This is a genomic window from Chelativorans sp. J32, from assembly GCF_000518985.1.
GTDB lineage: Bacteria > Pseudomonadota > Alphaproteobacteria > Rhizobiales > Rhizobiaceae > Chelativorans.
Genome location: NZ_JAEQ01000002.1, coordinates 158,344 through 183,124 on the forward strand (window position 1 = coordinate 158,344; position 24,781 = coordinate 183,124).

Below are 24,781 nucleotides of genomic sequence, written 5' to 3' on the forward strand. Positions count from 1 at the left end.
TTCGTTAACGAGCAATTCCCGGGAGGACAGAATGAGGAGGCTTGTCGTCTGGAACTTGATGACTCTCGACGGTTCGTTCGAAGGTGCCGAGAAGTGGGACCTCGACTTCCACACCAGGGCCTGGGGCGACGAGCTCCACGCCTACAGCCTGACCCAGGGGGAGGAGGTTGGCACGCTGCTGTTCGGCCGCGTGACTTACGAGGGCATGGCCGCCCATTGGCACGGCGAAACAGGGCCGATCGCCGACTTCATGAATGGCGTTGAGAAGGTGGTGGTATCCAGGACGTTGGAGGAAACGGACTGGAACAACAGTCGCCTCCTGCAAGGCGAACTGCCGGATACAGTGGAAGAGCTCAAGCGGCAGGCGGGCAAGGATATTTACGTGTTCGGCAGCGCCGCCCTTGTGGCCGCCCTGCTGCGGCACGGACTAGTCGACGAATACCGCCTTTGCATCGCGCCCGTGGTGCTGGGGAAGGGAAACCCGTTGTTCAAGCCGTTCGACGGCACATTGGACATGAAGCTCACGAAAACTACGCCATTAAAAATCGGTGCCGTCATCTTGTATTATGAACCGCAGTACCGGGCCTCGAGCGAAGCCTAAAGCCCGGCGTGCATTTCGCGATAAAGCCTTGGCGCAACGCCGAAACGACGCTCGAAGGCGTCGGCAAGGCGCGCGGGCGGGAAAAGGCCCACTTGTGCCGCGACCGACTTCAGCGGCAGCCCGCGTGAAAGAAGCATTCGCGCGGTATCAAGCCGGGCGATCTCGACAAAGCGGGCCGGCGTTTCGCCGGTAGCGGCAGCGAATTTGCGATGGAAGGTGCGTTCGGTCATGCCGGCGCGGGCTGCCAGCGATGCCACACCCAGCGGAGCATTAAGATTGGATTGGATCCAACCGATCAAGTCGGCGAATGGGCTGTCGCCCTTCACCTGTGCCTGCAGAACCGGGCTGAACTGGGACTGGTAACCAGGACGGCGAGCGTAGAGGACCAGCCGTTTCGCGACTTCGCCGGCGATGGCCGCGTCGAGATCATGCGCGACCATCGCCAACGCCATATCGATCCCGGTCGTCACGCCGGCCGAAGTCCACAATCGGCCGTCGGCCACGTAAAGCGCATCCGCATCCACGGTAACGTGCGGAAAGGCTGCAGCAAGAGGTTTGCAGGAATCCCAGTGGGTCGCGATCTTCTGGCCGTCGAGAAGCCCGAGCGCGGCCAGCAAGAAGCTGCCGGTGCAGACCGACCCGAAGCGCTCCGCCTCCTCGGCGAGGCCTGGGATCGCTGCCCGCAGAACAGGGTCCGCCACGGCCCGAAGGAGCGGCTCACGTTCTGCCCCGGCGACCAGCATGGTCCCGACTTCCCGCGGTTGAAAAGCCGTGGCCGCAGCTGTTTCCACAGCAACGCCGCTGCTGCTCTCGACCGTCCCTCCTTCGGCGGATGCCAGTCCAATCTTGTAGAAGGCCGGCTTCCCGCGCTGGTGCAGGGCGCGATTGGCACCGCTGAAAACCGATGTCGGCCCGGAAACGTCCAGCAGCTCGAAACCCGGATAGACGATGAAGACGATCTGATGCATTGGCAGAAATTAACCCGTTTTTGTCATTTCTGCCATTGCGCCTGAATTGTAGTGTTGGCTCCCGGTGAGAAGATATCGAGCGACAGTCGCCGGAGAATTCTTCTGTTGTCGGAGCAAGTCCGTCATGCCCAAGTCCATCTTGATCTGGAGTGGTGCCGCCCTTGTTCTCTTCGCCCTGGCGGGCTTCGGCGGTTGGATATTCAGCCTGCCTTCTGCGACGGCAGCGGCAAATGCGCCTTCCGTGCCCAAGGCCGAGATGGATGCCCTGCTTGCTTCGCTCAGGCCAACCAAGCGCGAGCGGCCGCTCGTTGCGGTGATCGGGATCAACGACGCTACGGAAACCACCGATTATCTCGTGCCGACCGGCATCTTGCGGCGCGCGGATGTGGCAGATGTGGTGATGCTCGCCACGGGCCCGGGACCAGTGCAGCTATTTCCCGCGCTGACTGTAGAGCCGGATGCGACCATCGCGGAATTCGACGCTGCGCATCCCGACGGTGCTGACTACGTCATTGTGCCTGCCATGAGCCGCGATGACGACCCGGCAGCGCTTGCCTGGCTGCAGAGCCAGGCGGACAAGGGGGCGAAGATCATCGGGATCTGTGCCGGTGCAAAGGTGGTCGGTGCGGCAGGTCTTCTCGAGCGGAAGCGCGCAACGACACACTGGTACTACCTCGGCGAATTGCTCGACCGTAGCCCCACCGCCGAATATGTCGCCGATCGCCGGATAGTCTCGGATGGAAGCGTGGCGACAACCACCGGGATCACGGCTTCCATGCCCATGATGCTGACGCTGATAGAGGCGATCGGCGGGCGGGCAAAGGCGGAAGAGGTCGCGCGCGAACTTGGCGTTCCAGCGTGGGATGCCCGGCATGCGAGCGACGCCTTCAAGCTGACGCGCCAGTTTGCAATCACCGTGCTTGCCAACAGGATGGCCTTTTGGAACCGCGAAGAGCTCGGCGTCCGCCTTGAACCAGGCATTGACGAGGTATCGCTGGCATTCGTGGCCGATGCGTGGTCGCGGACCTATCGGTCGCGCGCCCTGACATTCGCGCCCTCAACCTCTGTGGTGATGACGGCCAACGGCGTTCGCGTTCTTCCGGATCAGCCAAGGGAAGACTGGCCCGAGAATGGCAGGGTCTCGACCTTCGCGGACCTGCCGCCAGCAAGCGCACTGGATCAGACGCTGCAGGCTATCGCCGAACGCTATGGCAAAGCCACCACCAATGTCGTCGTGATGCAGCTCGAATATCCGCGACCGGATACGATTCGATAAACCTTGATCTGAAGGACTGTCCCGACAGGCCGGGCGGTCATTCTCCTGGAGCGCGAGATAAAGCACGGATTCCGAGCCATTTGCAGGGGATTGCTTCATAACTGCTGTGCCCGGTAAAAACGCTGCCCGGACCCGATGCTCAGGAGTCGCGAATGCACAATCCCGAACACGCGATCGTCGTCGTCGGTGGTGGTCCGACCGGATTGATGCTGGCCGGTGAACTTGCGCTGGCGGGTGTCGATGTCGCTGTCGTCGAGCGACGTCTGAATCAGGACCTGGAGGGCTCGCGCGCAGGTGGGTTGCATCCTCGAACGATCGAATTGCTCGACCAGCGCGGCATTGCCGAACGATTCATTGAACGGGGAAAGAAGCACCAGGTCGCACTCTTCGCGGGAACCGTTCTCGACACCAGCGACCTTCCGACCCGGCACGACTACTGGCTCGCGCTGTGGCAAGAGCAGTTCGAGAGCATTCTGGCGGGCTGGGTCGGCGAACTGCCGGTCACGTTCTATCGGGGTCGCGAGGTGACCGGTTTCACGCAAGACAACACCGGCTTGGATGTGGCGCTGAACGATGGCGGGTCGCTCCGGGCAGGCTACCTCGTGGGATGCGATGGCGGGCGCAGCACGATCCGCAAGAGGGCTGGTATAGACTTCCCAGGATGGGATGCCGACATCAGCTATCTCATCTTCGAAGCCGATATGGCCGAGGAGCCGGATTGGGGGATCCGCCACGGCGAGAGGGGCATATACGCGCTGGGGAGGCTGGAGGATGGCAAACGCGTCCGTGGGGTGGTGACCGAGCAGCATCTCGTGCATGGAGGTAAGCCGACGCTGGACGAGCTTCGCGGTGCGCTCGCAGCCTCCTACGGCACGGACTATGGCGTGTGCAACGTCACCTGGCTCTCCCGGTTCACCGACGCGGCGCGGCAGGCCGCTGCCTATCGGGAAAGGCGCGTGCTGCTGGCCGGCGACGCGGCGCATGTCCATTCCCCAGCCGGTGGACAGGGACTCAATATCGGCATTCAGGATGCGGTGAACCTCGGGTGGAAACTGGCGCAGGTGGTCAAGCGCATTTCGCCCGACGATCTCCTCGACACTTATCAGGAGGAGCGGCATCCTGTTGCTGCGCGCGTACTCCAGCACACGCTGGCGATCACTGCGCTCAGTCGCGGTGACGCCCGGACGAATGCCCTGCGCAAGATGATGGCCGGGGTGATGGAGATGGACCAGCCGCGCAGGTGGTATACGTCGATGATGTCGGGTCTCGACATTTGCTACGGCCAGAATGAGGGACATCCGCTCGTCGGGCGGCGAATGCCCGATCTCGACCTGACCCACAGCAGCGGACCGGTGCGGGTCTACGATTTCCTACATGATTGCCGGCCGCTGCTGCTGAACCTCGCAGAACCCGGTAGCATCGATCTCGGCTCATGGGCGAACCGCGTGCGCCTGGTGGATGCGCGACACGACGGTGCGTGGGAACTCCCGGTCTTTGGCCTTGTCGCCGCGCCCACTGCCGTGCTGATCCGGCCGGATGGATATGTGGCTTGGGCGGCCGATCAAACCCAAGCGGGACTCGTCGACGCGCTAACCATCTGGTTCGGGCCGCCTTCTGCCCCGTAGCAAAGCCTCGGCATGGTGCTCATGGGAAGCCTGTTTCGAGCATTGCTGCGGATACCGGCGCGGCTCTTCTATGCAGACCGGGGTTGCACTCCATAGGTGCGATAGGCTTCTTCCAGCCGCTCCTGCTCGCTTCGATTGGGAAAGACGGCGTAGCTCGGGGCCCATATGCGCGAGACCCGCTCTACCCGGACGTGAATGACGTGACGTATCTCGAATGCCGTGCCGGCCTTGCTGCGGAGCGGTGCAGCAAAATCTGCGAAATCTTCGCCGTCGCGCCCTATTACCGAGGCCTCGCCTGCAAGCTTGAAGCCACACTGGCGGAAGACATCTATAAAGCTCACACAAACCTTAGGGTTCAGACGGATGTTTCTGACGCTGATGGGCGAAGCGATGTCGGCAATGACCAGGTCGTCTTCTGCAAAGGGAGCGAAAATCTCCTTCGGCGAGACGTTCGGATCTCCATCCCCGCCAACCGTTGCCAGCCAGCAAAGAACCGCCTTCTCCATTTCGCTTCGCACCGTCTCGTTCAGCCGCATGCAAATCTCCAGTTCCGAAACTCTTTTGGCCTCCATGTGATACAAGCTATCGGCAATGAATCAATCGACAGCGCTCAGGATCCCGATTATCTGCCTTTCCGGTCCAATTGCCTTTCGCCCGGCGGGACATCATCGCCAGCGCGCCGTAATTGGCCGTGCCGTAGGGCACTACGATCCCGGTCGCCGCCCCGAGGGTGTTCCGTCAGGATTCATGCCGTATCTGCGGAGGAACTCCCGCTCGTCCTTCTCGAGCTGCGCCTCCATTCTCGCATCTGCCTGTCTGCGCCAAGCCTCGCGTGCCGCCAGCCCGGCAGGAATCGTTACAAGGCTGGCGGCGCCGGTGGGATCCCAAGCGGCAGGCATGCTCATCACCGCTTGGGCAGTCCCCAATGCAGCAGCTTCCGTTTCGAGTTGCTTTTCCAAAGCACGCGTTTCGTCCGAGAATACCGGATTGTCGAAACTCGACTCGGTACCGGCGGTGCTTTGACAGCCGCCGGCGACGAGAGCGATTGCCATTGTGGACGCAATCATGCGTGCGCTACCGCGGATCTTGCTAGGATTATTTCGATGCGGCTTGTTTCCCATGGCCCCAGCCTCGTTTGAGGCAAGGCCTATCACGTCCACCTGAATCAGAACCCCTCCGAAGACAGGGGCCGGTAGCCGTCGATCTAACTCTGGAGCGAGAGAGGAAGCGTCGCCCGTATCAACAACGCAATGAGATCAGCTTGGCGATGGGTGTGGGTCTTCTGGAACAGGTTCTGGAGGTGGAATGTAAGCGTCGTTTGCTTGACCCCGAACTCTTCTCCGATCTCATCCAGTCTCTTCCCGGCCACCAACGCGGCGGCAAGCTTCGCTTCAGTCGACGTGCAACCGAACAGGGAGATCAGAACCTCCGCAGAGATATCGGCTTGCGTGTCCGGATCGACCAGCAGGGCGATTGCGTGTCGCGAGTTGCTGCCGGGCAGATTGAGCGAGGAAACCTGGAATACGAGCGGGTGCCCTTCTTCTCTTTCAAGAGCGAGCGTTCGGGTGCTTCCAACATCTCGCAGGACGTCGGCAAGTGCCGTTCGTATGGATTGCGAGGAGGAGGTCGAGCGGGCGAGCAGACCTGAGGGCGTCAGCGAGACGCCATCCGCCCGCTCGGCCATTTTTCGCCCGGCCTCATTGGCCATGCGGACCTCGCCTGTTTCCTCGAGCAGGAAAATGCCGATGGCGAGGCGGTCCAACGCGGCGGCCAGGGCGGCAAGCGTAACCTCACCGTCACGGACGGCCTGTTCGATCACCCGCTGCTGCTCGAACTGGAGGTTTGTCAGGAGCGACTGGCGAACCCGGTCCACGAGGCGAAGCCGGGACCCGATCGTTGCCAGCAGGTCATCGAAGTCGACTGGTTTGACCAAATAATCGTCGGCGCCCGCGTTCTTTCCGCTCAACACCTCGCTGCGATCGGCCAGTGCCGTAAGAAAGATGAAGGGCACTTCGGCAAGATCGGGTCTTTCTGCTCTCACCTTCGCCAGCAGCTCGTATCCGCCCATTTCGGGCATGGTGATATCGCACAGAATGAGGTCTGGCCGCTCTGCTTCCAGGCTGTCGAATGCTTCCCGTCCGTTGTTCGCCTCGACGACCCGGTAGCCTGCCGAAACGAGCTCCTCGGTGATATCGGCTCGAAGAGCAGCTTCATCCTCTATGCAAAGGATCGTCCTCTTTGGGGGGGCGGAACCGTCAGGCTGATCCAACATCATGCTGCGATCGCTTCGTCTATGGGGATTTTGAGAACAAAGGAGGAGCCGCCTCCTTCACGCGGGAAAGCTTCAACATCGCCCCCATGCATCCGGGCAATAGTGCGGGCGACATGCAGCCCAATGCCCGTGCCCTCGACACCGACGGCGGTCGTGGCCCGAAAGAATCGCTCGAACAGTTTCGGCCGTTCGTCCTCGGGTATGCCAATTCCCCGGTCGCACACGCTTATGTGGATCCATAGATGATCGACATTGGCGGTGACTTCGATCGGATGTGGTGGCTGTGAGTATTTGACGGCATTGGAAAGCAGGTTGGCGACGACCTGGTCTATCAGGAGCGGATCACAGGAAACGGAAAATGGCAGCCGATCCAGATCCAGTCTGAATTCCCTGTCCGGCGCCGTTTCCTTCTGACGTTCGCAGGCATCGACTATGAGCCTTGCGAGGTCGCACCGCTTCACCTCGACATCGATCTGCCCGGCATCGACCTTTGCGGCGTTCAAGGTGCTGGAGACGAGACGCGTAAGCCGCATCACAGCCGACCGGATCTTTCCTGCACGTTCCCGGATCTCGTTTTCGTCCATCTCTCTGCCGCGCCGGATCATCCGCTGCGCGCTGGCATCGACGATCGACAGGGGTGTCCGGAACTGATGGGAGACCATCGAGACGAAACCCTTGTAGAGCTCCCGAAGCGCGGTTTCCCGCTTCAGCGACTCCTCCAGATCCCTCGTTCGCTCGGCGACGATGCTTTCGAGCTGATCGCGATGTTTGACGAGTTCGAGCTGGGCCAGATGCGCGTCGGTGACGTCCCTGAAGATCATTATCGCTCCGATCACCTCCTCGTCCGAAAGGATAGGATAGGTGAATTTCTCCACATAGAGGGCGCTGCCGGGGATGGCATGCGGGGGCATATGAAGGCTTTCCCCTGCCAGCGTCTTCCGCATCATGTCCATGATGAGGTGATCTTCGGGCAGCCGGTACGCATCCTGCAGCAAGCGGCCGACGACTCGCCCGTCGTCGATGGGCGCGGGAAACATTCTGCCAAGCGCCAAATTCCAGTGCGTGCAGCAAAATTCGGTGTCGATGGCAATCACGCCGTCCCCGCTCGATTCAACGAGGAGGCGGGAAAAATCGCGGTCGCGCCTGAGTTCGGCCTCGGCGCGGGCAGCGGCGCGCAGGCTCGCCACCAGGCGCATGACGATGAAGGTCCCGAAACCCAGAATGAGCAGAACGGCGAAGATCGCCTCGAGCAGAACAGCCCTGTATTTGTCCCGCTGAGCGGCTTGGCTGGTACGCTCCGCGATCATGATGTCGTTGGCCACTGCCCTGAACATGGCAGCGTCGTCGAGCAGATCGTCTAGAACGGGGTGCGGGAGCGGGGAGCGTGACGCCGTCGCGCTAGCCAAGGCTGCTTCGAAGGCGGTGAGGCGATCGAAAGCCGCCTCCAGCGGCGCGCTCCCCAGATGCTGCGCGATCACCTTTCCCAAGGAGCCTTCGGAGAGGAGGGCAAGACGGCTGAATGCCAGATCGAGACGGAGTTGGAGGTGCTCCGCGTCTTCATCCGTCCGCTCACCGCGGTTCCAAGCTTCCGCGGCCAATGCAAGGCGGTGATCCTCATAATGAACCTGGGATACGAGCCACAGCATGTTTTCGCCGAGGGAGTTGGAAAGGTTCTTTTCGGCTTTCCACCAGCCGATGGAGGGCGAGGCCGAGCAGCATAGCGCAGGCCGCGATTACTGCCGCGGTGATCGCTGCTCCGGTACGCCTCTTTGCCGCGATGCTCATCGAACCTCGATTTTGTCGAGCTGCCAAACCCATCTCGAATCATATCGCTCATCTCTCACGGCAGGAACACTGTCTCGCGGATACACAATCCAAAGCGGTCCCTTGTCTCGCCGCAGCAACCGCTCCCCGTCCATCCGCAGCGCGATGAGCACACCGAAGTTGTCAGCATCGGAGACGGGGATATCGATTCGATACCCATTGATCCCTTCGGCGCGAAGGACGCTGCCCTTGACGGCGACCTCATCCAGGAGAGCTTTCAGCCGAATGCCTTCGAAGAGCTTGATGCCATCCGTCCAGGGCGTTCGCGTCACGATCCGATGCTGAGGCAGCGCCGACAGCATCTCCTCATCGAAGAGCGCTGCACCATCGCCATTCGCCCTTGCGATCTTGCCGGTGACGGTCAGCAGAACGGGGCCGCTCGGCTTCCGAAGTTCCCCAGCGATAGCAATGCCTGAAAGCGAGAGCATTATCGCCACAAGGCCGAGCATCGGCACCCGGAGCCCCTTAGATCGAGTGGGATTCATCAAGATTCTTTCGGCTGGTCTTCAGCTGCAGCCACAATATCAGCCCATGATTCTGCATTCCCCCTATGGGTAGAGGGGGCGTCCAGCCGATTTTTCATCTAGTTCCCGACCCTGCACTTCACTTCAACAGCGAAAATCTTCGGGCTCCGGGAGGGGCTGCGGGATTTATTTCGCGAGATCATAGGAAAAACATGGAACGCATCTCAATCGTGGGCCTGGTTTCCCTCGCCCTTGCTCTTGCCGGCTGTGCCCAGACGGCGGGGGAATCGACAGGTTTGGCCTTCAGCGAGGGAAAACCAGCCGCTCGCGCCAGTCAGCAAAGAACGGCCGCGACAAAGAAGGACGGCTGCTCGGAAGCCATTCAAGCCCAGCAGAACGCGGCCATGCTGGGAGGCGCACTTGGCATGGTCGGCAGTTTCGGAGGGCTCGGCGGGCGTGGCGGTATGGTCGCCAGCCAGGTCGCTTCGACGGCAGGCAACATGGTGGCGACGAGCCAATCCGCAAATGCGCGCGCGAGGGTTATGAAGGAATGCTACTGATCGAGAAGTATAGATTGAAGGCAGGATGCAATCGGCTTAGCCGAGGCCTATGCCGATCGCTCGCCATTGCGATGATCTCTACGGCGTTTATGGGATTTGCAACCGTAGGAGCTGCGGGCCTGGACAGCAGCGAGGTCCAGGCTGTCGTGACCATTTTGGAAGAACTTTCATCCGAAACCGGCGACACGGTCTTCTACGACGAGGAAGCCGCCGACGAGTGGTTCCTGATCGACGACGAAAGTTCGAAGCGGATTCCTGCCGCTGGCTTTACCCGGCGCGCCTGGAAGGAAGCCTTCGACCAGACGATGACGGGCTTCATTGCGTCCATTCCACGATCGGAACTGGAAGAGATGATGGAAGAGTTCGTGAACAGGATCGGTGAAATCACGAACATGACGCCGGAACAGAAGCAAGAGGCGGCGGATGCATTGCGCGCGGACATCGGCAAACTCGACGCTATCCGCGAACGCGGCGCGCCGTACCAGGATGTGGTCAGTCCTTATGCCCAACGTTTGAGGAAGATCGCCCTCGAAAACTAGGATGCAGCCTGACAAGTTTGGGCAACAAGCATGACCGGAACTGGGAACGGCGGGGGCGATGAACTCCCGCCGTATTGGTTTCGGTATCGGCGGATTATTGCGAAGTTATGCTTTTTGCATCTTCCCCTTCGTTCACATGGGGCAGGGCAGATAGGGGCCTGATAGGCCGTTCAGAAATGTGAACGGAGACTTTCAGCGAATGGCGCGACCGCCGATCAGCCCCGAAGCATCTGAACCACCCCGCAAAGCGGACCAAAGCTTAATTACCTTCGAAGGCGCCAAGGCACCCTTTTAGGCCTGCCAAATTGCCGGCGCGTCACCATAGATCCGCGCAACCTGACCAATCACATCCAGAGAGTAGCAACATGGTCGCAGTTGATCGCACCACCACGCGTTCCGTTTCATTATCCCGCAAGAGCCGGCTCCTCTGCGCAACAGCGCTCGTCGGCGTTCTTCTGCCGCTGACGACGGCACAGGCGCAAAACGTTCGTTACGCGGAGACCGGAACCTACAATAATGATATTGTCGCGCCGTATCGCGGCACGGCAACGGTATCGACTGCGGAAGACACCGTTGCCACTTATGTCGGAAATCTCACCTTCCAGGAAGCTGCGTCTCTTTTCGTAGGCGACCGGGCACTGGACAATGGCACGATCGTGTTCGCGCCGGAGAGTATCTCGAGCCCTGTGCCTGCACCGGGGACCGTCATCACTTTAGGTCAACTGCAGCTGCGAGCTGGCACGTTACGGTTCGGCAACGCCGTCGGCAGAGAGTTCTTCGCCAGAGAGAATACCAATATCGTCATTTCAGGCGGCACTCTGGATCTCGCCGGTGCCGATCAGCACATCCACAATCTCGTGGCCACGACAAACCAGTCCCTGACAAACAGCACTGTCGATACAGTTGCAGTTCTGTCTCTCACCACGGGATCCATACAGCAAGGTCTGAATGACGGCGCGGGCAGCATCAGGCTAAGAAAGACGGGCTCAGGTACACTCACAGTGGACGGAGCAAACAGCTTCTCCGGCGGGACCGAGATCGCGTATGGCACCGTCCGGATGCTCGATGCAAGGGCGCTTGGAAGTGGAGCAATCGCGTTCAACTCAAACGGTCCCTCCGCCTCGGGATTGTCCTTTCTCCTTCGCAACGAGGCGGCGGCCGTCGAGAACGACCTCATCATTTCGGGGACGGCTGGAGCGCTTCTCGACATCGCAGACGGCCGTTCGGCAATCCTGAGCGGAGTGATCTCCGGTGCCGGCCAACTCATAAAATATGGCAATGGCACGCTCGTCCTTGCGGGCAAAGACCATCATACCGGTGGCACTGACGTTCAATTCGGCACGCTCGTTCTCGCCAGTGGCGAGGCGATTGCCGACGATTCGCATATATCCGTAGGGACGTTCGGGACATTGCAGGTCGCGCAGACCGAGGCGATCGACCGGATCACGGGCAATGGCAGTATCGTTATTGGCGACGCCACCCTCATAGTGGGTGGGTATAATGGCGACTCGATCATCAGCGGCGTGATATCCGGCGACGCGGCTACCGTTCAACTCCGCAAGGAAGGCACGGGCACGCTCGAACTGCTCCGCGAAAACACCTATTCAGGCAAGACCCATATTCGAGGTGGGAGGGTCGTGGCCGGGGCATCCCAGGCGTTCGGCACGGGAGCGGTGGAATTCATCCAACCCTCTGAAGGCCGCAATGTGCTCGAGCTGACAAACGGCGTCAATCTCTCAAACGTGATGCTGTTTGGTTCCCACGTGATCCTCGAGAACAATGACTTCGCCACGTTAAGCGGCATACTCGAGGGCAATCGAGGATTGGCCATCACCAAGATGGGACGTGGCACGATAAGCCTCTCCGGTCATAATGATTATATCGGGCCGCAGGCGATCGTTCGCGAGGGGGCTCTCTCGTTTGACGGCCGGTTTAACAACAATGTTGAAGCCGCCTTTGGCGGAACGGTCACCGGCTCCGGCTACATAGACGGTCATGTGGAAATCGCCGACGGCGGACGGCTCTATGGCCAGTATGATCGTACGCTCACTATGGCCAGCCTGACGCTCAATGAAAATTCCGATATCGAAATTCTCGTAGACGAACCGGGAACACAGGCCTTCTTCGAAATCCAGGGTGATCTCGTGCTGGACGGCCGCCTGGCCATTGACGACGATGTCGGCACCGCCTTTGGGAGGGGCGTCTATCGTCTGTTCAACTACGGCGGCAGTCTGACCGACAACGGGTTGGAAGTGGTCGGCCTGCCCGATGACAGCGAGTTTGATATCGGTGACATCGAAATTCAGACCGCGATCGACAAGCAGGTCAACATTGTGGTGGATGGCGATCCGGGTCCGGGCCCCGATCCGCGCCCCAACACGCAGTTCTGGGATGGATCCGGTACCACCGCAGACGGTGTGATTTCCGGCGGGTACGGTATCTGGAGGACCGGCACCACGAACTGGACCCGCACCAATGGCGAGGTCAACGACAGCTGGGGCGGGCGCTTCGCCGTGTTCCAAGGGGAGCCGGGAACGATCACAGTCAGCGATGACGATGGCGATATATCGATAACCGGAATGCAGTTCGCCATCGACGGCTACCGTGTCGAGGGGGATGCGATTACGCTGGCAGAGCAGGAAACACTGATCCGCGTCGGCGATGGATCGCAGGCCGGTACGGATTACACGGCCACCATCGCTTCCGAACTCCGGGGTGACGGAGCGCTGGTCAAGGATGATCTGGGCACGTTGGTGTTAACCGGCCAGAACAGCTATCGCGGGGACACCATTGTCCGGTCTGGCACACTCGTCGGCGATACCGGCAGCATCAGGAACAACATCGCCAATAACGGTCACGTCATATTTGATCAGGAGCAGGATGCGGTATTCTCCGGCACCATTTCGGGCCGGGGAACGATGGGCAAAAGAGGTGAAGGAACACTCATCCTTGACAGCCGCAGCGCCCTCGACTGGGCGATCGAGGAAGGCGGGCTGGTATCGAGGGCAGACCTGTTGGGCGGCAATCTCGAGATTGCCGAAGACGCATTCATGCGGTTCGACCAGAATGCCAGCGACATTTACCACGGCATGATTGCCGGTTCGGGCGATTTTCAAGTTGCCATTGGTGTTGGCAATCGTCTTCGTCTGACGGGGGACAGCTCCGCGTTTGCAGGAGAGACCACCGTGACGGGCGGCAGCTTGGTTGTGGACGGAAGGCTTGGCGGGTTCCTTTCCATGCAGGATGGGACGGTGCTTGCCGGCGCAGGGACGGTAGGTACGACCTATATTGCCTCCGGCGCGACAGTGGCCCCCGGCACCGGTGCCGGCACATTGACCGTCGCGGGTGATTTCACCCAGGCTTCGGGGTCCCTCTACGAGGTCGATGCCGATGCGGACGGCACGTCGGATCTGATCGACGTTTCGGGCACCGCGACCCTGGAAGGGGGAGCCGTTCATGTGTTGGCGGGCACCGGCAATTATGCCGCCGCCAGCCAGTACACGATCCTGGCCGCGGATGGTGGCGTTTTCGGCGCCTACACCGGTGGCGTCACCTCGAACCTCGCCTTCCTTGATCCAAGCCTGAGCTATGACGCCAACAATGTCTATCTGACGATGACGCGCAACGAGGTCGGCTTCGTTAATGTCGGCAATACCCGCAACCAGAAGGCGGCAGGCGCTGCTATCGAGAGCCTGGGCGCGGGCAACGCCGTCCACGATGCGGTTCTGAACCTGTCGGGCGAACAGGCACGAGACGCATTCGATCGGCTGTCGGGCGAAGTCCATGCCTCGGTGAAGACAGCAATGCTGGAAGACAGCCGCTTCATTCGCGATGCCGTCATGAACCGCATCCGGGCGGCCTTCGGCGATACCACCCTCGCTGTTCCCCCTGTGATGGAGTTCGATGACGGGAGCGCAAGGCTCTCTGCTGCCAACACGGACACTTTCGCGATGTGGGCGCAGGCGTTCGGGTCCTGGGGCCATTGGGAAGGCAATGGCAATGCGGCAAGCTTCTCCCGTGACGCGGGTGGCTTGCTCGTGGGCGGTGATGCCTATGTTGCAGATTGGAGGCTCGGTCTCGTCGCGGGATACAGCCACTCGAGCTTCTCCCTTGGAGAAAGATCCTCGTCCGGGTCGAGCGACAATTATCATCTGGGCCTTTACGGCGGCAGGAAATGGGGGAAAGTTGGGTTCCGTTCAGGGGTGGCCTATTCCTGGCACGACATCGATACCTCTCGCTCCGTCTCCTTCCCGGGATTTTCGGAAAAGCTGGAAGGATCCTACCATGCGGGCACCTTCCAGGCCTTCGGTGAGGTTGGCTATCGCTTGGACGTCGCGCCTAAAACGGTGTTCGAACCATTTGCCGACCTGGCGCATGTCAGCTTGAAAGCGGACGGTTTCACAGAGACCGGCGGCGGGGCCGCTTTGACCGGCGGTAGCCAGACCGTCGACACGACGTTCACCACCCTGGGCCTGCGCGCTTCCCATGGCTTCGCCTTCGGCACGATCGAGGCGACGGCTCGGGGAATGGTCGGCTGGCGGCACGCATTCGGCGATACGGTTCCGACCGCGGCGCATGCTTTTGTCGGCGGCCAGGGCTTTGCCGTTGCCGGCGTACCGATCGGCGAGGACATAGCGCTCATCGAAGCCGGCATGGATTTCGCGATTTCGCAGAGTGCGACGCTCGGCTTCTCCTATAATGGTCAGTTCGCCTCTGACGTTCAGGATCAGACCGTAAAAGCCAACTTCAACATGCGGTTCTGAGAGCTTTTCAATCAGCAAAGCATCGATGGCGGCGCCAGATTTCTTCGCCGCCGTCGGGCCCTGCACGGGCTGGCCCTTCTGGCCGGTCTCACGGCTCTTGAAAAGCGCCAGTTAGGAATCAGCGGGCCTGGAGTTCCAATCGCATGATGACCCGGTTGGTCGAAGGTTCTCGAACCGGCCTGAAGCCGCGCTTGGCAAACATGTATTCGGTGCCGACCTGACTGTCGGCCGCGCCAATCCTGTTTCCTTTGGTCGGGAACCCTTCTACGGCGAGTGCGCCATGACGGCCTGCCAGGGTGACGGCTTCATCGAGCAGAATCCCGGTAATGCCGCGCCGTCTAAACTCCTGGCGAACAAAGAAGCAGCTGACGAGCCAGACGGAGTCGTTCTCCAGAGGATCGCCGTCGCGCAATGTCGGGGTTTTCACCGCGCGGACATATCTCGACCGCGGACCTGCGGCGATCCATCCGACAGGCTCGGAGCCAGCATAGGCCAGAAGACCCATCGGTACACGCTCGCGTTCGACCAGAGCGGCAAACAGCCGCCCGTTCTGCTCGCCGTGGCCTGCATGAAAGTCCTTGACCGGAATGATGAACCACATGCACCAGCAGCCCCGGGTTGCAGAACTGCTGTCGAAAAGGCGGCCGAGATCGCCGATCGTGCCTTGATCGAGCGTACGAACAACAAGCAGGCTGTCCAATCCCGACAAGGCGTTCCTCGGGTTCAACTCGGTTCTCTTTTAGACGTTCTGGTGTGTCGCGGCATGTCGAATGGCGACGCCCAGCCTGGAAGTGCGTTCATCTGCTCGTGCCATCTGCGCATGGACGGAAATGCCGCGAGCGGCAGCCCGATTTCGTCGGCATAGGGCAATGGCGCGCCGAGCGCGAAATCTGCAGCGGTAGGACTGGTTCCGACGATCCATTCATGCTCGGCAAGATGCCGGTCAAGGATTTCCGCGCATGCCGTGAACGCCTCGCGGGCGTGGGTGACGGCCGCATCATCTGCCGGCCCGAGGTTGAATCTTTTGAGCACGTGAAGTTGGAAGTAAAGCTCGCCTGCATATCGTCCGAAACCGGCAGCATCCCAAGATAGCCAGCGGATCACGTCGACCTGACGCTCGTCCGTGGGCCAGAAATCGGACCGCATCTTCCGGCCGAGGTGGCAGAGGATTGCATTCGACTCCCAGATGATCATTGGCCCGTCGACAAGTGTGGGCAGGAGACCGTTCGGATTGAGTGCGAGAAAGGCTGGGGATTTGTGCTCATCCTGTTCCACGTCGATGGGCCGCAACGTCACGGGGGCGCCGAGATAGGAAGCGGCAGCGCACGCTTTCCGCGGATAGAGAAGGTCTGCGAAGTACAGGATCATGGCTTTGTCGTGGGCTCTCTCCATAATCGAATTTAGCCGCATGCTTCTAAGCTGCCGCTGGCGTTATGGCCGTTGTTGCGGCAAAAATTGCCAATGTAGAACAGCGCTCTGACGCTGGGCGCCGTCGCAAGATACGGCTCAAGGTGAGATGGGAGGATGCCGGTGGTTAACGGCGAGATCGGGCAACATCGACTGGACCGCCCTCGGGTCGTCATCCTGGCCTATCGCGGTCTCAACCTGTTCGAATATGCCCTTGCCTTCGATATCCTTCGCGACCGCAGGCAAGAGATCGGGCCGCGCTGGTACCGAACCGAGCTTTGCGCGGAGCGACTTCCTCTGGATGTCGAAGGTGGCCTGGCACTGACCTCTGCTTTGGGACTCGACAAGATGGCCGATGCCGACATCGTTGTTGTGCCGGGTTGGCGCATGGGGCCTGTCCCGTCGGAAATCGTGGACGCAGTTCGTGCTGCTCATGTCGGCGGTGCCCGCATCGCATCCATCTGCACCGGGGCTTTTGTTCTCGCTGCGGCGGGCCTGCTCGATAACCGTCGCGCCACCACTCATTGGAAGTTCGCTGCCGCTCTGGCGGAGATGCATCCGAAAATCCGGGTCGAGCCCGACGTGCTTTACGTCGATGAAGGTGACATCGTCACCTCGGCGGGTTCTGCTGCGGGCATCGACATGCTCCTGCACCTGATACGCCGCGATTTCGGCGCCGTCGCTAGCAATAAGGTGGCACGCATGCTGGTTGTGCCGCCGCATCGGGACGGCGGGCAGGCGCAGTTCTTCGACCAGGCGGTACCACGCACCGAGGATAGCGCCTTTGCCCGGCTTATCGACCGCCTGCGCCGCGATCCGGGCGGCGGACTACACGATCAAGGAGCTGGCGGGCATCGCGGCGATGAGCCCCAGAACCTTGTTCCGGAGCTTCAAGGCTGCCACCGGGCACGCGCCTTATGAATGGCTTCTACGAGAGCGGGTGAGGCTGGCGAAGGACATGCTCGAGACAACCTCCATGTCCATCGATCAGATCGCATTCGAAGCGGGGTTGGGAGCTGCCGATACGATGCGCCATCATTTCCAGCGTGTGGTGGGAACCACGCCACTCGCCTACAGGAAGGCGTTTAGGGGCAGAGCCCCGGGAGGCAGTCCATGCGGCTCCGAATTTGGCTCGCATAGCCGCACCATCTCCGGCGGATCTTCTATTTGAGCGGCCATACCAGCATGAGCGCCGGCACGGCTACGAGGATGACGATCAGCGACAGGGGAAGGCCTAGGCGGGGATAATCCGAGAAGCGGTATCCGCCCGGACCCATGACCAGCGTGTTGCACTGATGACCGATGGGAGTGAGGAAGTCGCAGCCAGCCCCGATCGCAACCGCCATCAGGAACGCTTCGGGCCTGTAGCCGAGCGTCGTCGCAAAACCAGCCGCGATCGGCGCCATGACCAGAACCGTTGCGGCGTTGTTGAGGAAGGGCGTTACCGCCATCGCGGCAACGAGGATGAGAGCGAGCGCACCATAGCTGGGAAGATGGGAGCCGAGATCGGCGAGGGCCGCGGCTATGACATCCGTCGCACCCGTGGCGCGCAGTGAATCGCTGACCGGGATCAAGGTTGCCAGCATGACGAGAATCGGGCCGTCGATGGCGCTGTAGACATTGCGCAGCGGAATGACCCGGAAGAGCACCATCGCGACCGCGGCTGCAAAGAAGGCATGGGCGACCGGAACCGCACCGACAGCCGTCGCGCCCATGGCGGCCATCAGGATGAGGATCGGAACCATGCCGCGCCGTGCGCTGCCCAAAAGCAGGGGCCGCTCCGCCAACGGCAGCAGGCCGAAGTCACGCAGGAATTCCGGCAGGGATTTCTGATTGCCCTGCAGCACGACCACATCGCCCAGACGGAGCGTTATCGTGCCGACGCGCTGGTTGAGCCGCTCGCCCTGGCGGCTGACGGCGAGCAGGTTCACATTGAAGCGGTCATAGAGCAGAAGGGCCTGGGCCGACCAGCCGATAAGGCTCGAATTCTCTCCCACCACCGCCTCGATTGCGGCGACCTCGAATCCCGGCTCGCCGCCATCCGCCACATCCCTGTTGCCGGAGAGTTTCAGCTTCGCTTGGGCGATAAGCCGGTCTATGGCCTCATGCTCGCCTTCCACGAGCACGATATCCCCCTCCTTAAGCACGGCGTCGGGAAGGGGAGCGATGCGCAGTCCGTCGGCGCGCAGCACGCTGGTGATGGCGAGATCGCCGGCCGATATCTTGAGGAGGTCGGCGAGCGTCTTGCCTACCACCGTCGAATCCTTACCGACGCGTGCTTCCGCCACGTAGTTCTTGATGACGATCGCCTCCTGCACCGACACGTCCTTGCGTTCCCGATGTGGCAGGATCCAATAGAAGAGGATCAGGAAGACGGCGCCCGCCAGCGTGAGGGCGAGGCCCACCGGCGTGAAGTCGAACATCGTGAAGGGGGTGCCCGTAAGCTCACCCCGCAGCCGTGAGACGAGGATGTTGGGCGACGTGCCGATCTGGGTCATCAGGCCGCCAAGCAGGGAGGCAAAGGCCATCGGCATCAGAAAGGTGGAAGCGGTGGTGTTGGAGCGGCGGGCGAATTGGAACGCCACCGGAATCATGATGGCAAGCGCTCCGATATTCTTCACGAAGGCGGACATGAAAGCGACGGTGAGAACCAGAATCGCGATCTGCGCGCGGACCGTGCTGACGCGCGGCGCGTAGCGGTGGATGGTGAGCTCCAGAATGCCGCTGCGTGCAACGGCCGCGCTCACGAGAAGGGCGCTCCCAACCGTGATGACGATGTCGTCGCTGAACCCGCTAAAGGCGCGGTTGAGGGGCACGATCCCCACGGCCACAGCGGCGAGAAGCGCAAGCGCACCGACGAGATCGTAGCGGAAGCGGCCCCAGACGAAGGCCGCCATGGCCAGAGCGATCACAGTAAAGGAAAGGATCTGGGGTAGCGTGAGCATCAGGCGCTTCGTTGATGGGCCATGAGAAACGTAGCATGTGGAATTTCGTTGCGGCAGCGGCAAATTCCGTTTTGGAAAAAAGCGCGGCCGTCCAGGGGATCAAATTTTCTTTCGGGAACCGCGCTAGGCCTCGAGGATTCCAGGCATATGCGGCCTCTCCCACTTGTCATGAATGACCGGGAAGCAAGATGCCAGCCTATATCGCGATGGCCCGGGCGCCGGTAAGCTTGAGGAAGGCTTCGCTGATCGTATCGGCTTCACCTTCTCTTCTGAGTTCGGCGGGAGGACCCTGGAAGAGAACGCGGCCGCGGTGAAGCACGACAACACGATCGGCTTCCTCCACCTCGTCCACCAGGTGGGTCGTCCACAGGACGCCGAGCTCACCGCCTGTCTTCATCTGCAGGATGCGGTTCAGGATGTCCTTCCTGCTTGCTGGGTCGAGCCCGACCGTCGCCTCGTCCATCAGGAGCAGCCTCGGCTCGTGCAGGAGAGAGCGAGCGAGCTCGACACGCCTGCGGTTCCCGCCGCTTAAGGTTCGTGCGCGGTCGCGACGGCGGTCAATAAGATCGAATCGTTCCAGGAGTTCCTCGATTCGCCTGCGTGCCTGGCTGCGGGGGAGGCCATGGAGATCGGCGTGATATCGTAGATTGGCCTCGACGGTCAGCTCCAGATCTAGCGTGGGCTGTTGAAAGACGACACCAAGTTGCGCGAGCGCCCCCGTCAGATGCGAGCGGATGTCCTGGCTCAGGATGCGAATCGTGCCTTCGTCCGGAGCGAAAAGCCCGGTGAGAAGCTGGAGGAGAGTGGACTTTCCCGCCCCGTTCGGTCCCAGGAGGGCAACGAACTCGCCCTCGCGAACCTCGATCGTCACGCCGTCGAGCGCCAGGGTGGAGCCGTAGGATTTCCGCAGGCCTTCCACCGCCAGAACGGCCCTTCTTTCTTCGGGTTTCCGCACGTTACCCCCGCGTTTCGCCAGCGATACCGGTAAGCCGGTCTAAAAGTAAAACTTAGCCACCGTTCAATCCACAGCCGGAAGACTTGCACGGCGTTGTTATTTCAGCAATGATTTCGTCGTTGATAAAGTGGAGGGTTTTTGACATGAAAGTTTCAACTGCATTGTTCGTGTGTGCCGCCGCTCTTCTGGGCACGGTGGCGAACGGCAATGCCGAGGGGAATTTGGCTTCCAAGCCGGAGCGGCTCGAGCCGCTGGTGCTGGGCGCCGATCTTTCGTTTTCCGTAAAGGAATACACGCTCGAAACGGGTAAATATTACCGTTGGCAGATCCAGAGCCAGGGCGGCGAAGAATTTCTGGTTCAAGCGCCGGAATTGTTCCGGAATTCCTGGGTCAACCAGGTTGTCATCAACGATATCGAAGTCAAACCGGTCGGCGGCGGTATCTATGGTGTTGAGTTCGATGACGAAGGCACCGCAGATGTCTGGTTCGTTCCAATCGTTCCCGGCGATTTCGAGTTTTACGCCTCTGGTTTCGAAGAGCGCGGAATGCTCGGGAAATTCATCGTCCGCTAATCGCAGCACCGCTGTTTCCAGGGGGTGAGATCTTGACTTCCAAACTTCGCCGATTGGGCTGCGTAGCTCTTCTCCTGGCCGCGGTGGGCTTGCCCGCCCCGGCCTTTTCCGCGGGCACCGGGCTTATTTTCGTCAGCAACGAGAAGACCCACAATATCGCCGTCCTCAATCCCAAGGACTACAGCATCGTCAAATGGATCGAGACGTCGCGACGCCCGCGCGACATGCGGTTCAACAATGACAACAGCCTGCTATACGTGGCCTGCGGCGATGACGACGTGATCGACGTCATTGATGTGGCGACATTGGAAGTGGTGGATCATATCCCGACGGGCCCGAGCCCCGAAGTGTTCTACTTCAGCCCCGACGACAGCCTCATCTACGTCTCCAATGAAGAGAATTCGAGTCTGCAGATCATCGACGTGGCGCAGAAAGTCATCGTGGATGAAGTCGCCACGGGAGCCGAGCCCGAGGGCGTCGTGGTCAGCGAGGATGGCAAAACCGTCTACGTGACGTCGGAGGTCTCCGACATGGTGCACGTGATCGATGCCGAAACGCACACGCTGACGGACAACATCATCGTGGGCACACGCCCACGCCGTTTCGTTCTCACTCCGGACGGAAAGGAACTCTGGGTTTCCGACGAATTGTCGGGCGAGGTCTCGATCATCGACAGGGCCACGAACGAGGTGTCGCATACCCTTCAGTTCCTTCCGCCCGGCTTCCGCCCCGTGGATGTCACCCCCGTGGGCATGGAGATCAGCAAGGACGGATCGACCGTCTATGTCACGCTGGGGCGCGCGAACCACATCGCCAGCGTGGATGCCGCTTCCAAGGAGATCAAGGAATATGTCCTGGTCGGCAGCCGGGCCTGGGGCGTAGCGCTGAGCCCGGATGAGAGCACCATGTTCGTGACGAATGGCTTGAGCGACGATGTCTCCATCATCGACGTTGCCTCGATGAAGGTGCTGCAGTCGGTGCAGGTGGGGCGTGTACCGCATACGGTGCGCATCGATGATTAGAAAGCTGGCATTCTTCCACGCTGTTCTCGCGGGTTCGCTTGCTCTTGCGTGCGCGCAGCCTTCCTTTGCCCAGGAGGCTGCACCGCCGACGGCTCCACAGCCCGGCGCGCAGCAGGAACCCGCAGCCCATGCGAAAAAGGTGCTGATGGGCTATGTGGAGCTTGCCGAAGATCCTCGGTATAACGAGGACTATGCCTATGCACAGGTCCCGGTGAGGCCGCTCGGACGACCTTTCGACGCGACAAGCGTGGGGATTGCCGACGCAGCGCAGATCGGAAAGGTGATCGGCGTCGACTTTGGTGTCGAGCGCAAGACCGGTGCGAATATCGAAGAGCTGGTTTCGGCCGTGCAGAGCTGGTCCGATCAGGGCACTGGGTTTGTTCTGGCCGATCTGCCGGCTGCCGAGCTTCTGCAGCTCTCGGATGCACTGCGCGACAGGGATGTCGTGATCTTCAATCTCGCCGCGCCTGAGGACGCATTGCGCGGCGAAAGCTGCCGGGAGAATCTGGTCCACGTTATCCCTAGCTACGCCATGATGGCGGATGCGTTGGTCCAGTATCTGACCTTCCGGAACTGGCGCAACATCCTTGTGCTGCAGGGGCCCTTGGATGGGGATGCCCAACTGACGGCCGCTGTCCAGCGCGCGGCGCAAAAGTTCGGCGCCCGGATCGTTGAGGTCCGCCCATTCGAGCTCACGAATGATCCGCGCCGACGCGAGCAGAGCAATGTGGCGCTCGTTACCGCCGATGCGGATTACGACGTCGTCCTGGTCGCCGACACGGATGGCGAGTTTGCCCGCTACGTCCCTTATGCAACTCAGTTCCCCCGCCCGGTGGTTGGGGCGGCCGGCCTGGTTCCATCGGCATGGCACTGGAGTTGGGAGCGCCATGGTGCACCGCAGCTCAACAGCCGCTTCGAAAAGGCTGCCGGACGGCGTATGGGCGGCGAGGATTGGGCGGCATGGACGGCGATCAAGGCCGTGGTCCAGTCCGTCCTGCGTAGCAAGTCGACCGAATTCCAGCCCGTCAAAGATTATCTTCTCGGCGAGCGGCTAAATCTGGATGGGTTCAAAGGAAACCCGCTCAGCGTGCGCAGCTGGGATCATCAGATTCGGCAGCCCATTTTGCTGAGTACGGGAAATGCTGTGATCGAAAGAGCGCCGCTGGAAGGTTTCCTGCACCAGACCAATGAACTCGACACGCTTGGAATGGATGCCCCGGAGACTGCTTGTCAATTCTAGCTGAACCGGTTTTGCAGCTGCCAGTTCGGACCATACCTTTTGGGTAGAGGCCAATGAAAAGCGCCCACGCCTTCCTAGCGCTCCGCGCCATCGTGCGGCGAGAGGTCATCAAGTTTACCCATCAATATGCCCGACTGCTTTCCGCTCTGGTCCGGCCCGCCCTGTGGCTGATTGCGTTCGCGGCCGGGTTCCACAACCTTCTCGGCGTGTCGATCATTCCGCCCTACCGGACCTACATCACCTATCAGGAGTATATGATTCCCGGACTGCTCGGCATGGTGCTGCTTTTCAACAGCATGCAGTCGTCGCTATCGCTCGTCTATGATCGGGAAATGGGCACGATGCGCCTGCTTTTGACCGCGCCGTTGCCTCGGTGGTACCTGCTTCTGTGCAAGCTGATCGGCGGAGCTGCGCTTTCCACGCTCCAGGCCTATGCGTTTCTGCTCGTCGCCTGGCTGTTTGGCGTGCGGCTACCTGGCCTGGGATATCTTCTGGTGTTTCCCGCCCTGGTCGCCGCAGCGCTCATGCTGGGGGCGATCGGTTTGCTTCTCTCGGTTTATGTAAGGCAGCTCGAGAACTTTGCCGGCACGATGAACTTCGTAATTTTCCCGATGTTCTTCATCTCCTCGGCACTTTATCCCCTCTGGAAGGTGCGGGAGAGCGGAGCTGAATATCTCTATCAGATCGCCCTGGCCAACCCGTTCACCCATGCGGTGGAACTCATCCGCTTCGCAGCCTATGGCCAGTTCAACGGAATTGCGCTGAGCGTCGTGGTGGCCATGAGCGTTGTCTGCTTCCTGCTCGCGGTGGCCGGCTACGATCCGCAACGCGGTCTTATTCGCCGGCGCGGGGCAGTGGAAGTCTAAAGGGCACAGCCCACCGGCATTATAGGACTTCGCCAGCAGCCTCAGATGCTGTCGGATTCGCCTGTGTAGAAGTCCGAGGAAGGATCCCGCATCACCATCTCGCGGATGCGGTTCCAGAGATATCCTCTCAGTTCGACGAAGTCGCGCCGCATCCTGATTTCTGCATCCCATCGCGGTCTCGGCAAGGTCACGTCGATTGTCTCGACGATACGTCCCGGCCGGGGGCCCATCAGCACGATCTGGTCGGCCATGATGACAGCCTCATCGACGCTGTGCGTAACGAAGAGCACGATGCTCTTGCGCTCCGACCAGAGCCGCATCATTTCCATCTGCATCAGTTCCCTGACCTGGGCGTCGAGGCTGGCAAACGGTTCGTCCATCAGGAGGATTTCCGGCTCGGTGACGAGCGCCCGGGCGAGTGCGGCGCGCTGCTTCATTCCACCGGACAGTTCGTGCGGATAGACGTCGGCGAAACGGGAAAGTCCCACCAGCTTAAGATAGTATTCCACCCGATCGTTCTTCTCGCCCTGGTCGACGCCCTGAAGCGAGAGGCCGAAGCCGACATTGTTGCGAACCGTCAGCCAGGGAATGAGGCGGAAAGACTGGAAGACAAAGCCAATCCGCGGACCGGGCTTCGGCGGTTCGCCAAACACGAGGACCTGTCCAGAATCCGGCTTGATGAGGCCGTTGATCATGCGGAGAAGGGTGGTCTTCCCGCAACCGGAAGGCCCCAGGAGCGTAACGAAGGTGTTGGCACGGAGGTTGAGGGAGACGTCCTTCAACGCTTCAACGGGGCTTCGGTCCCGCGCCCGCTGGAAGGTTTTCGATACGCCGGAAACGACGACGGGAGGAGCCGGGTTCATAGCATCGCCACGGCTGACC

The 24,781-nt window shown here is 60.8% G+C and carries 23 protein-coding genes; 12 read left to right on the forward strand and 11 right to left on the reverse strand.

Features of this window, described 5'->3' with window-relative positions; translation table 11 throughout:
• The first annotated feature begins 31 nt into the window (after window positions 1-31).
• Window positions 32-601 carry a dihydrofolate reductase family protein gene (locus CHEJ32_RS0104010; RefSeq protein ID WP_028032706.1) on the forward strand — a complete coding sequence of 190 codons (570 nt, stop codon included), beginning with the start codon at window positions 32-34 and terminating at the stop codon, window positions 599-601.
• Here the strand turns inward: CHEJ32_RS0104010 and CHEJ32_RS0104015 are convergent.
• Window positions 598-1,569, reverse strand: a complete 972-nt coding sequence (locus tag CHEJ32_RS0104015) for a GlxA family transcriptional regulator (protein ID WP_028032707.1) — start codon at window positions 1,567-1,569, stop codon at window positions 598-600. The two genes, CHEJ32_RS0104010 and CHEJ32_RS0104015, sit on opposite strands and share 4 nt — an antisense overlap.
• Window positions 1,570-1,693: 124 nt before the next feature.
• Between CHEJ32_RS0104015 and CHEJ32_RS0104020 the strand changes: the two genes are divergently transcribed.
• Window positions 1,694-2,845, forward strand: coding sequence for a DJ-1/PfpI family protein (locus tag CHEJ32_RS0104020; protein WP_028032708.1), 1,152 nt, complete (start codon window positions 1,694-1,696; stop codon window positions 2,843-2,845).
• Window positions 2,846-2,997: 152 nt separating this feature from the next.
• Window positions 2,998-4,470: an FAD-dependent monooxygenase gene (locus CHEJ32_RS0104025; protein ID WP_028032709.1), complete on the forward strand. Its 1,473-nt coding sequence runs from the start codon at window positions 2,998-3,000 to the stop codon at window positions 4,468-4,470.
• A gap of 68 nt (window positions 4,471-4,538) precedes the next feature.
• Here CHEJ32_RS0104025 and CHEJ32_RS0104030 read toward each other — a convergent pair whose 3' ends face one another.
• The 5 genes from CHEJ32_RS0104030 to CHEJ32_RS0104050 all read right to left on the reverse strand — a co-directional run bounded on the left by CHEJ32_RS0104030 (window position 4,539) and on the right by CHEJ32_RS0104050 (window position 9,051).
• On the reverse strand, window positions 4,539-5,006 hold the full coding sequence (locus CHEJ32_RS0104030; protein WP_028032710.1) for a pyridoxamine 5'-phosphate oxidase family protein: 468 nt from the start codon (window positions 5,004-5,006) through the stop codon (window positions 4,539-4,541).
• 168 nt (window positions 5,007-5,174) lie between these two features.
• Complete coding sequence (locus tag CHEJ32_RS0104035; RefSeq protein ID WP_028032711.1) at window positions 5,175-5,522, reverse strand: hypothetical protein; 348 nt, start codon at window positions 5,520-5,522, stop codon at window positions 5,175-5,177.
• A 152-nt stretch (window positions 5,523-5,674) separates the two neighbouring features.
• Window positions 5,675-6,745, reverse strand: coding sequence for a response regulator (locus CHEJ32_RS0104040; protein WP_028032712.1), 1,071 nt, complete (start codon window positions 6,743-6,745; stop codon window positions 5,675-5,677).
• On the reverse strand, window positions 6,742-8,388 hold the full coding sequence (locus CHEJ32_RS26100) for a HAMP domain-containing sensor histidine kinase (protein ID WP_051469428.1): 1,647 nt from the start codon (window positions 8,386-8,388) through the stop codon (window positions 6,742-6,744). Before CHEJ32_RS26100 ends, CHEJ32_RS0104040 begins: the two co-directional genes overlap by 4 nt.
• A gap of 135 nt (window positions 8,389-8,523) precedes the next feature.
• Window positions 8,524-9,051 (reverse strand): molybdopterin-dependent oxidoreductase, encoded by a 528-nt coding sequence (locus CHEJ32_RS0104050; protein ID WP_156936595.1) that lies wholly within the window; start codon window positions 9,049-9,051, stop codon window positions 8,524-8,526.
• A 191-nt stretch (window positions 9,052-9,242) separates the two neighbouring features.
• Here CHEJ32_RS0104050 and CHEJ32_RS0104055 point away from each other — a divergent pair, with 191 nt between their 5' ends.
• From CHEJ32_RS0104055 to CHEJ32_RS26105, 3 genes are all read left to right on the forward strand, one after another.
• Complete coding sequence (locus CHEJ32_RS0104055) at window positions 9,243-9,590, forward strand: hypothetical protein (RefSeq protein WP_028032714.1); 348 nt, start codon at window positions 9,243-9,245, stop codon at window positions 9,588-9,590.
• An 89-nt stretch (window positions 9,591-9,679) separates the two neighbouring features.
• On the forward strand, window positions 9,680-10,129 hold the full coding sequence (locus CHEJ32_RS23840; protein WP_051469430.1) for a hypothetical protein: 450 nt from the start codon (window positions 9,680-9,682) through the stop codon (window positions 10,127-10,129).
• A gap of 365 nt (window positions 10,130-10,494) precedes the next feature.
• Entirely contained in the window at window positions 10,495-14,892 is a 4,398-nt protein-coding gene (locus CHEJ32_RS26105; RefSeq protein ID WP_051469432.1) for an autotransporter domain-containing protein, read from the forward strand.
• A gap of 118 nt (window positions 14,893-15,010) precedes the next feature.
• Here CHEJ32_RS26105 and CHEJ32_RS23845 read toward each other — a convergent pair whose 3' ends face one another.
• Both CHEJ32_RS23845 and CHEJ32_RS0104075 read right to left on the reverse strand, forming a co-directional pair.
• A complete protein-coding gene (locus CHEJ32_RS23845; RefSeq protein WP_156936596.1) occupies window positions 15,011-15,619 on the reverse strand; it encodes a GNAT family N-acetyltransferase in 609 nt (202 codons plus the stop codon).
• Window positions 15,616-16,260, reverse strand: coding sequence for a glutathione S-transferase family protein (locus CHEJ32_RS0104075; RefSeq protein WP_028032716.1), 645 nt, complete (start codon window positions 16,258-16,260; stop codon window positions 15,616-15,618). The genes CHEJ32_RS23845 and CHEJ32_RS0104075 overlap by 4 nt, the downstream gene beginning before the upstream one ends.
• 156 nt (window positions 16,261-16,416) lie before the next feature.
• Here CHEJ32_RS0104075 and CHEJ32_RS23850 point away from each other — a divergent pair, with 156 nt between their 5' ends.
• Window positions 16,417-17,220 carry a DJ-1/PfpI family protein gene (locus tag CHEJ32_RS23850; protein WP_371179769.1) on the forward strand — a complete coding sequence of 268 codons (804 nt, stop codon included), beginning with the start codon at window positions 16,417-16,419 and terminating at the stop codon, window positions 17,218-17,220.
• Window positions 17,162-17,470: a helix-turn-helix domain-containing protein gene (locus CHEJ32_RS27980; RefSeq protein ID WP_371179770.1), complete on the forward strand. Its 309-nt coding sequence runs from the start codon at window positions 17,162-17,164 to the stop codon at window positions 17,468-17,470. The genes CHEJ32_RS23850 and CHEJ32_RS27980 overlap by 59 nt, the downstream gene beginning before the upstream one ends.
• Here the strand turns inward: CHEJ32_RS27980 and CHEJ32_RS0104085 are convergent.
• Together CHEJ32_RS0104085 and CHEJ32_RS0104090 are read right to left on the reverse strand one after the other, a co-directional pair.
• Window positions 17,463-19,244 (reverse strand): SLC13 family permease, encoded by a 1,782-nt coding sequence (locus tag CHEJ32_RS0104085; RefSeq protein ID WP_028032717.1) that lies wholly within the window; start codon window positions 19,242-19,244, stop codon window positions 17,463-17,465. The two genes, CHEJ32_RS27980 and CHEJ32_RS0104085, sit on opposite strands and share 8 nt — an antisense overlap.
• A 196-nt stretch (window positions 19,245-19,440) precedes the next feature.
• Window positions 19,441-20,199, reverse strand: a complete 759-nt coding sequence (locus CHEJ32_RS0104090; protein ID WP_051469437.1) for an ABC transporter ATP-binding protein — start codon at window positions 20,197-20,199, stop codon at window positions 19,441-19,443.
• A gap of 83 nt (window positions 20,200-20,282) precedes the next feature.
• Between CHEJ32_RS0104090 and CHEJ32_RS0104095 the strand changes: the two genes are divergently transcribed.
• Genes CHEJ32_RS0104095 through CHEJ32_RS0104110 form a run of 4 tightly spaced genes read left to right on the forward strand, consistent with a single transcriptional unit; the run spans window position 20,283 to window position 23,899 of the window.
• The gene (locus CHEJ32_RS0104095) at window positions 20,283-20,771 is read left to right on the forward strand and encodes a hypothetical protein (RefSeq protein WP_245260954.1); all 489 of its coding nucleotides are present in this window, start codon (window positions 20,283-20,285) and stop codon (window positions 20,769-20,771) included.
• Window positions 20,772-20,803: 32 nt separating this feature from the next.
• On the forward strand, window positions 20,804-21,793 hold the full coding sequence (locus tag CHEJ32_RS0104100) for a PQQ-dependent catabolism-associated beta-propeller protein (RefSeq protein WP_034657829.1): 990 nt from the start codon (window positions 20,804-20,806) through the stop codon (window positions 21,791-21,793).
• On the forward strand, window positions 21,786-23,033 hold the full coding sequence (locus CHEJ32_RS0104105; protein WP_028032721.1) for an ABC transporter substrate-binding protein: 1,248 nt from the start codon (window positions 21,786-21,788) through the stop codon (window positions 23,031-23,033). Before CHEJ32_RS0104100 ends, CHEJ32_RS0104105 begins: the two co-directional genes overlap by 8 nt.
• Window positions 23,034-23,086: 53 nt before the next feature.
• Window positions 23,087-23,899 (forward strand): ABC transporter permease, encoded by an 813-nt coding sequence (locus CHEJ32_RS0104110; protein ID WP_028032722.1) that lies wholly within the window; start codon window positions 23,087-23,089, stop codon window positions 23,897-23,899.
• 41 nt (window positions 23,900-23,940) lie between these two features.
• On the opposite strand, the gene CHEJ32_RS0104115 is transcribed toward CHEJ32_RS0104110, so the two are convergent.
• Window positions 23,941-24,762, reverse strand: coding sequence for an ABC transporter ATP-binding protein (locus tag CHEJ32_RS0104115; RefSeq protein WP_028032723.1), 822 nt, complete (start codon window positions 24,760-24,762; stop codon window positions 23,941-23,943).
• Between the last annotated feature and the right edge of the window lie 19 nt (window positions 24,763-24,781).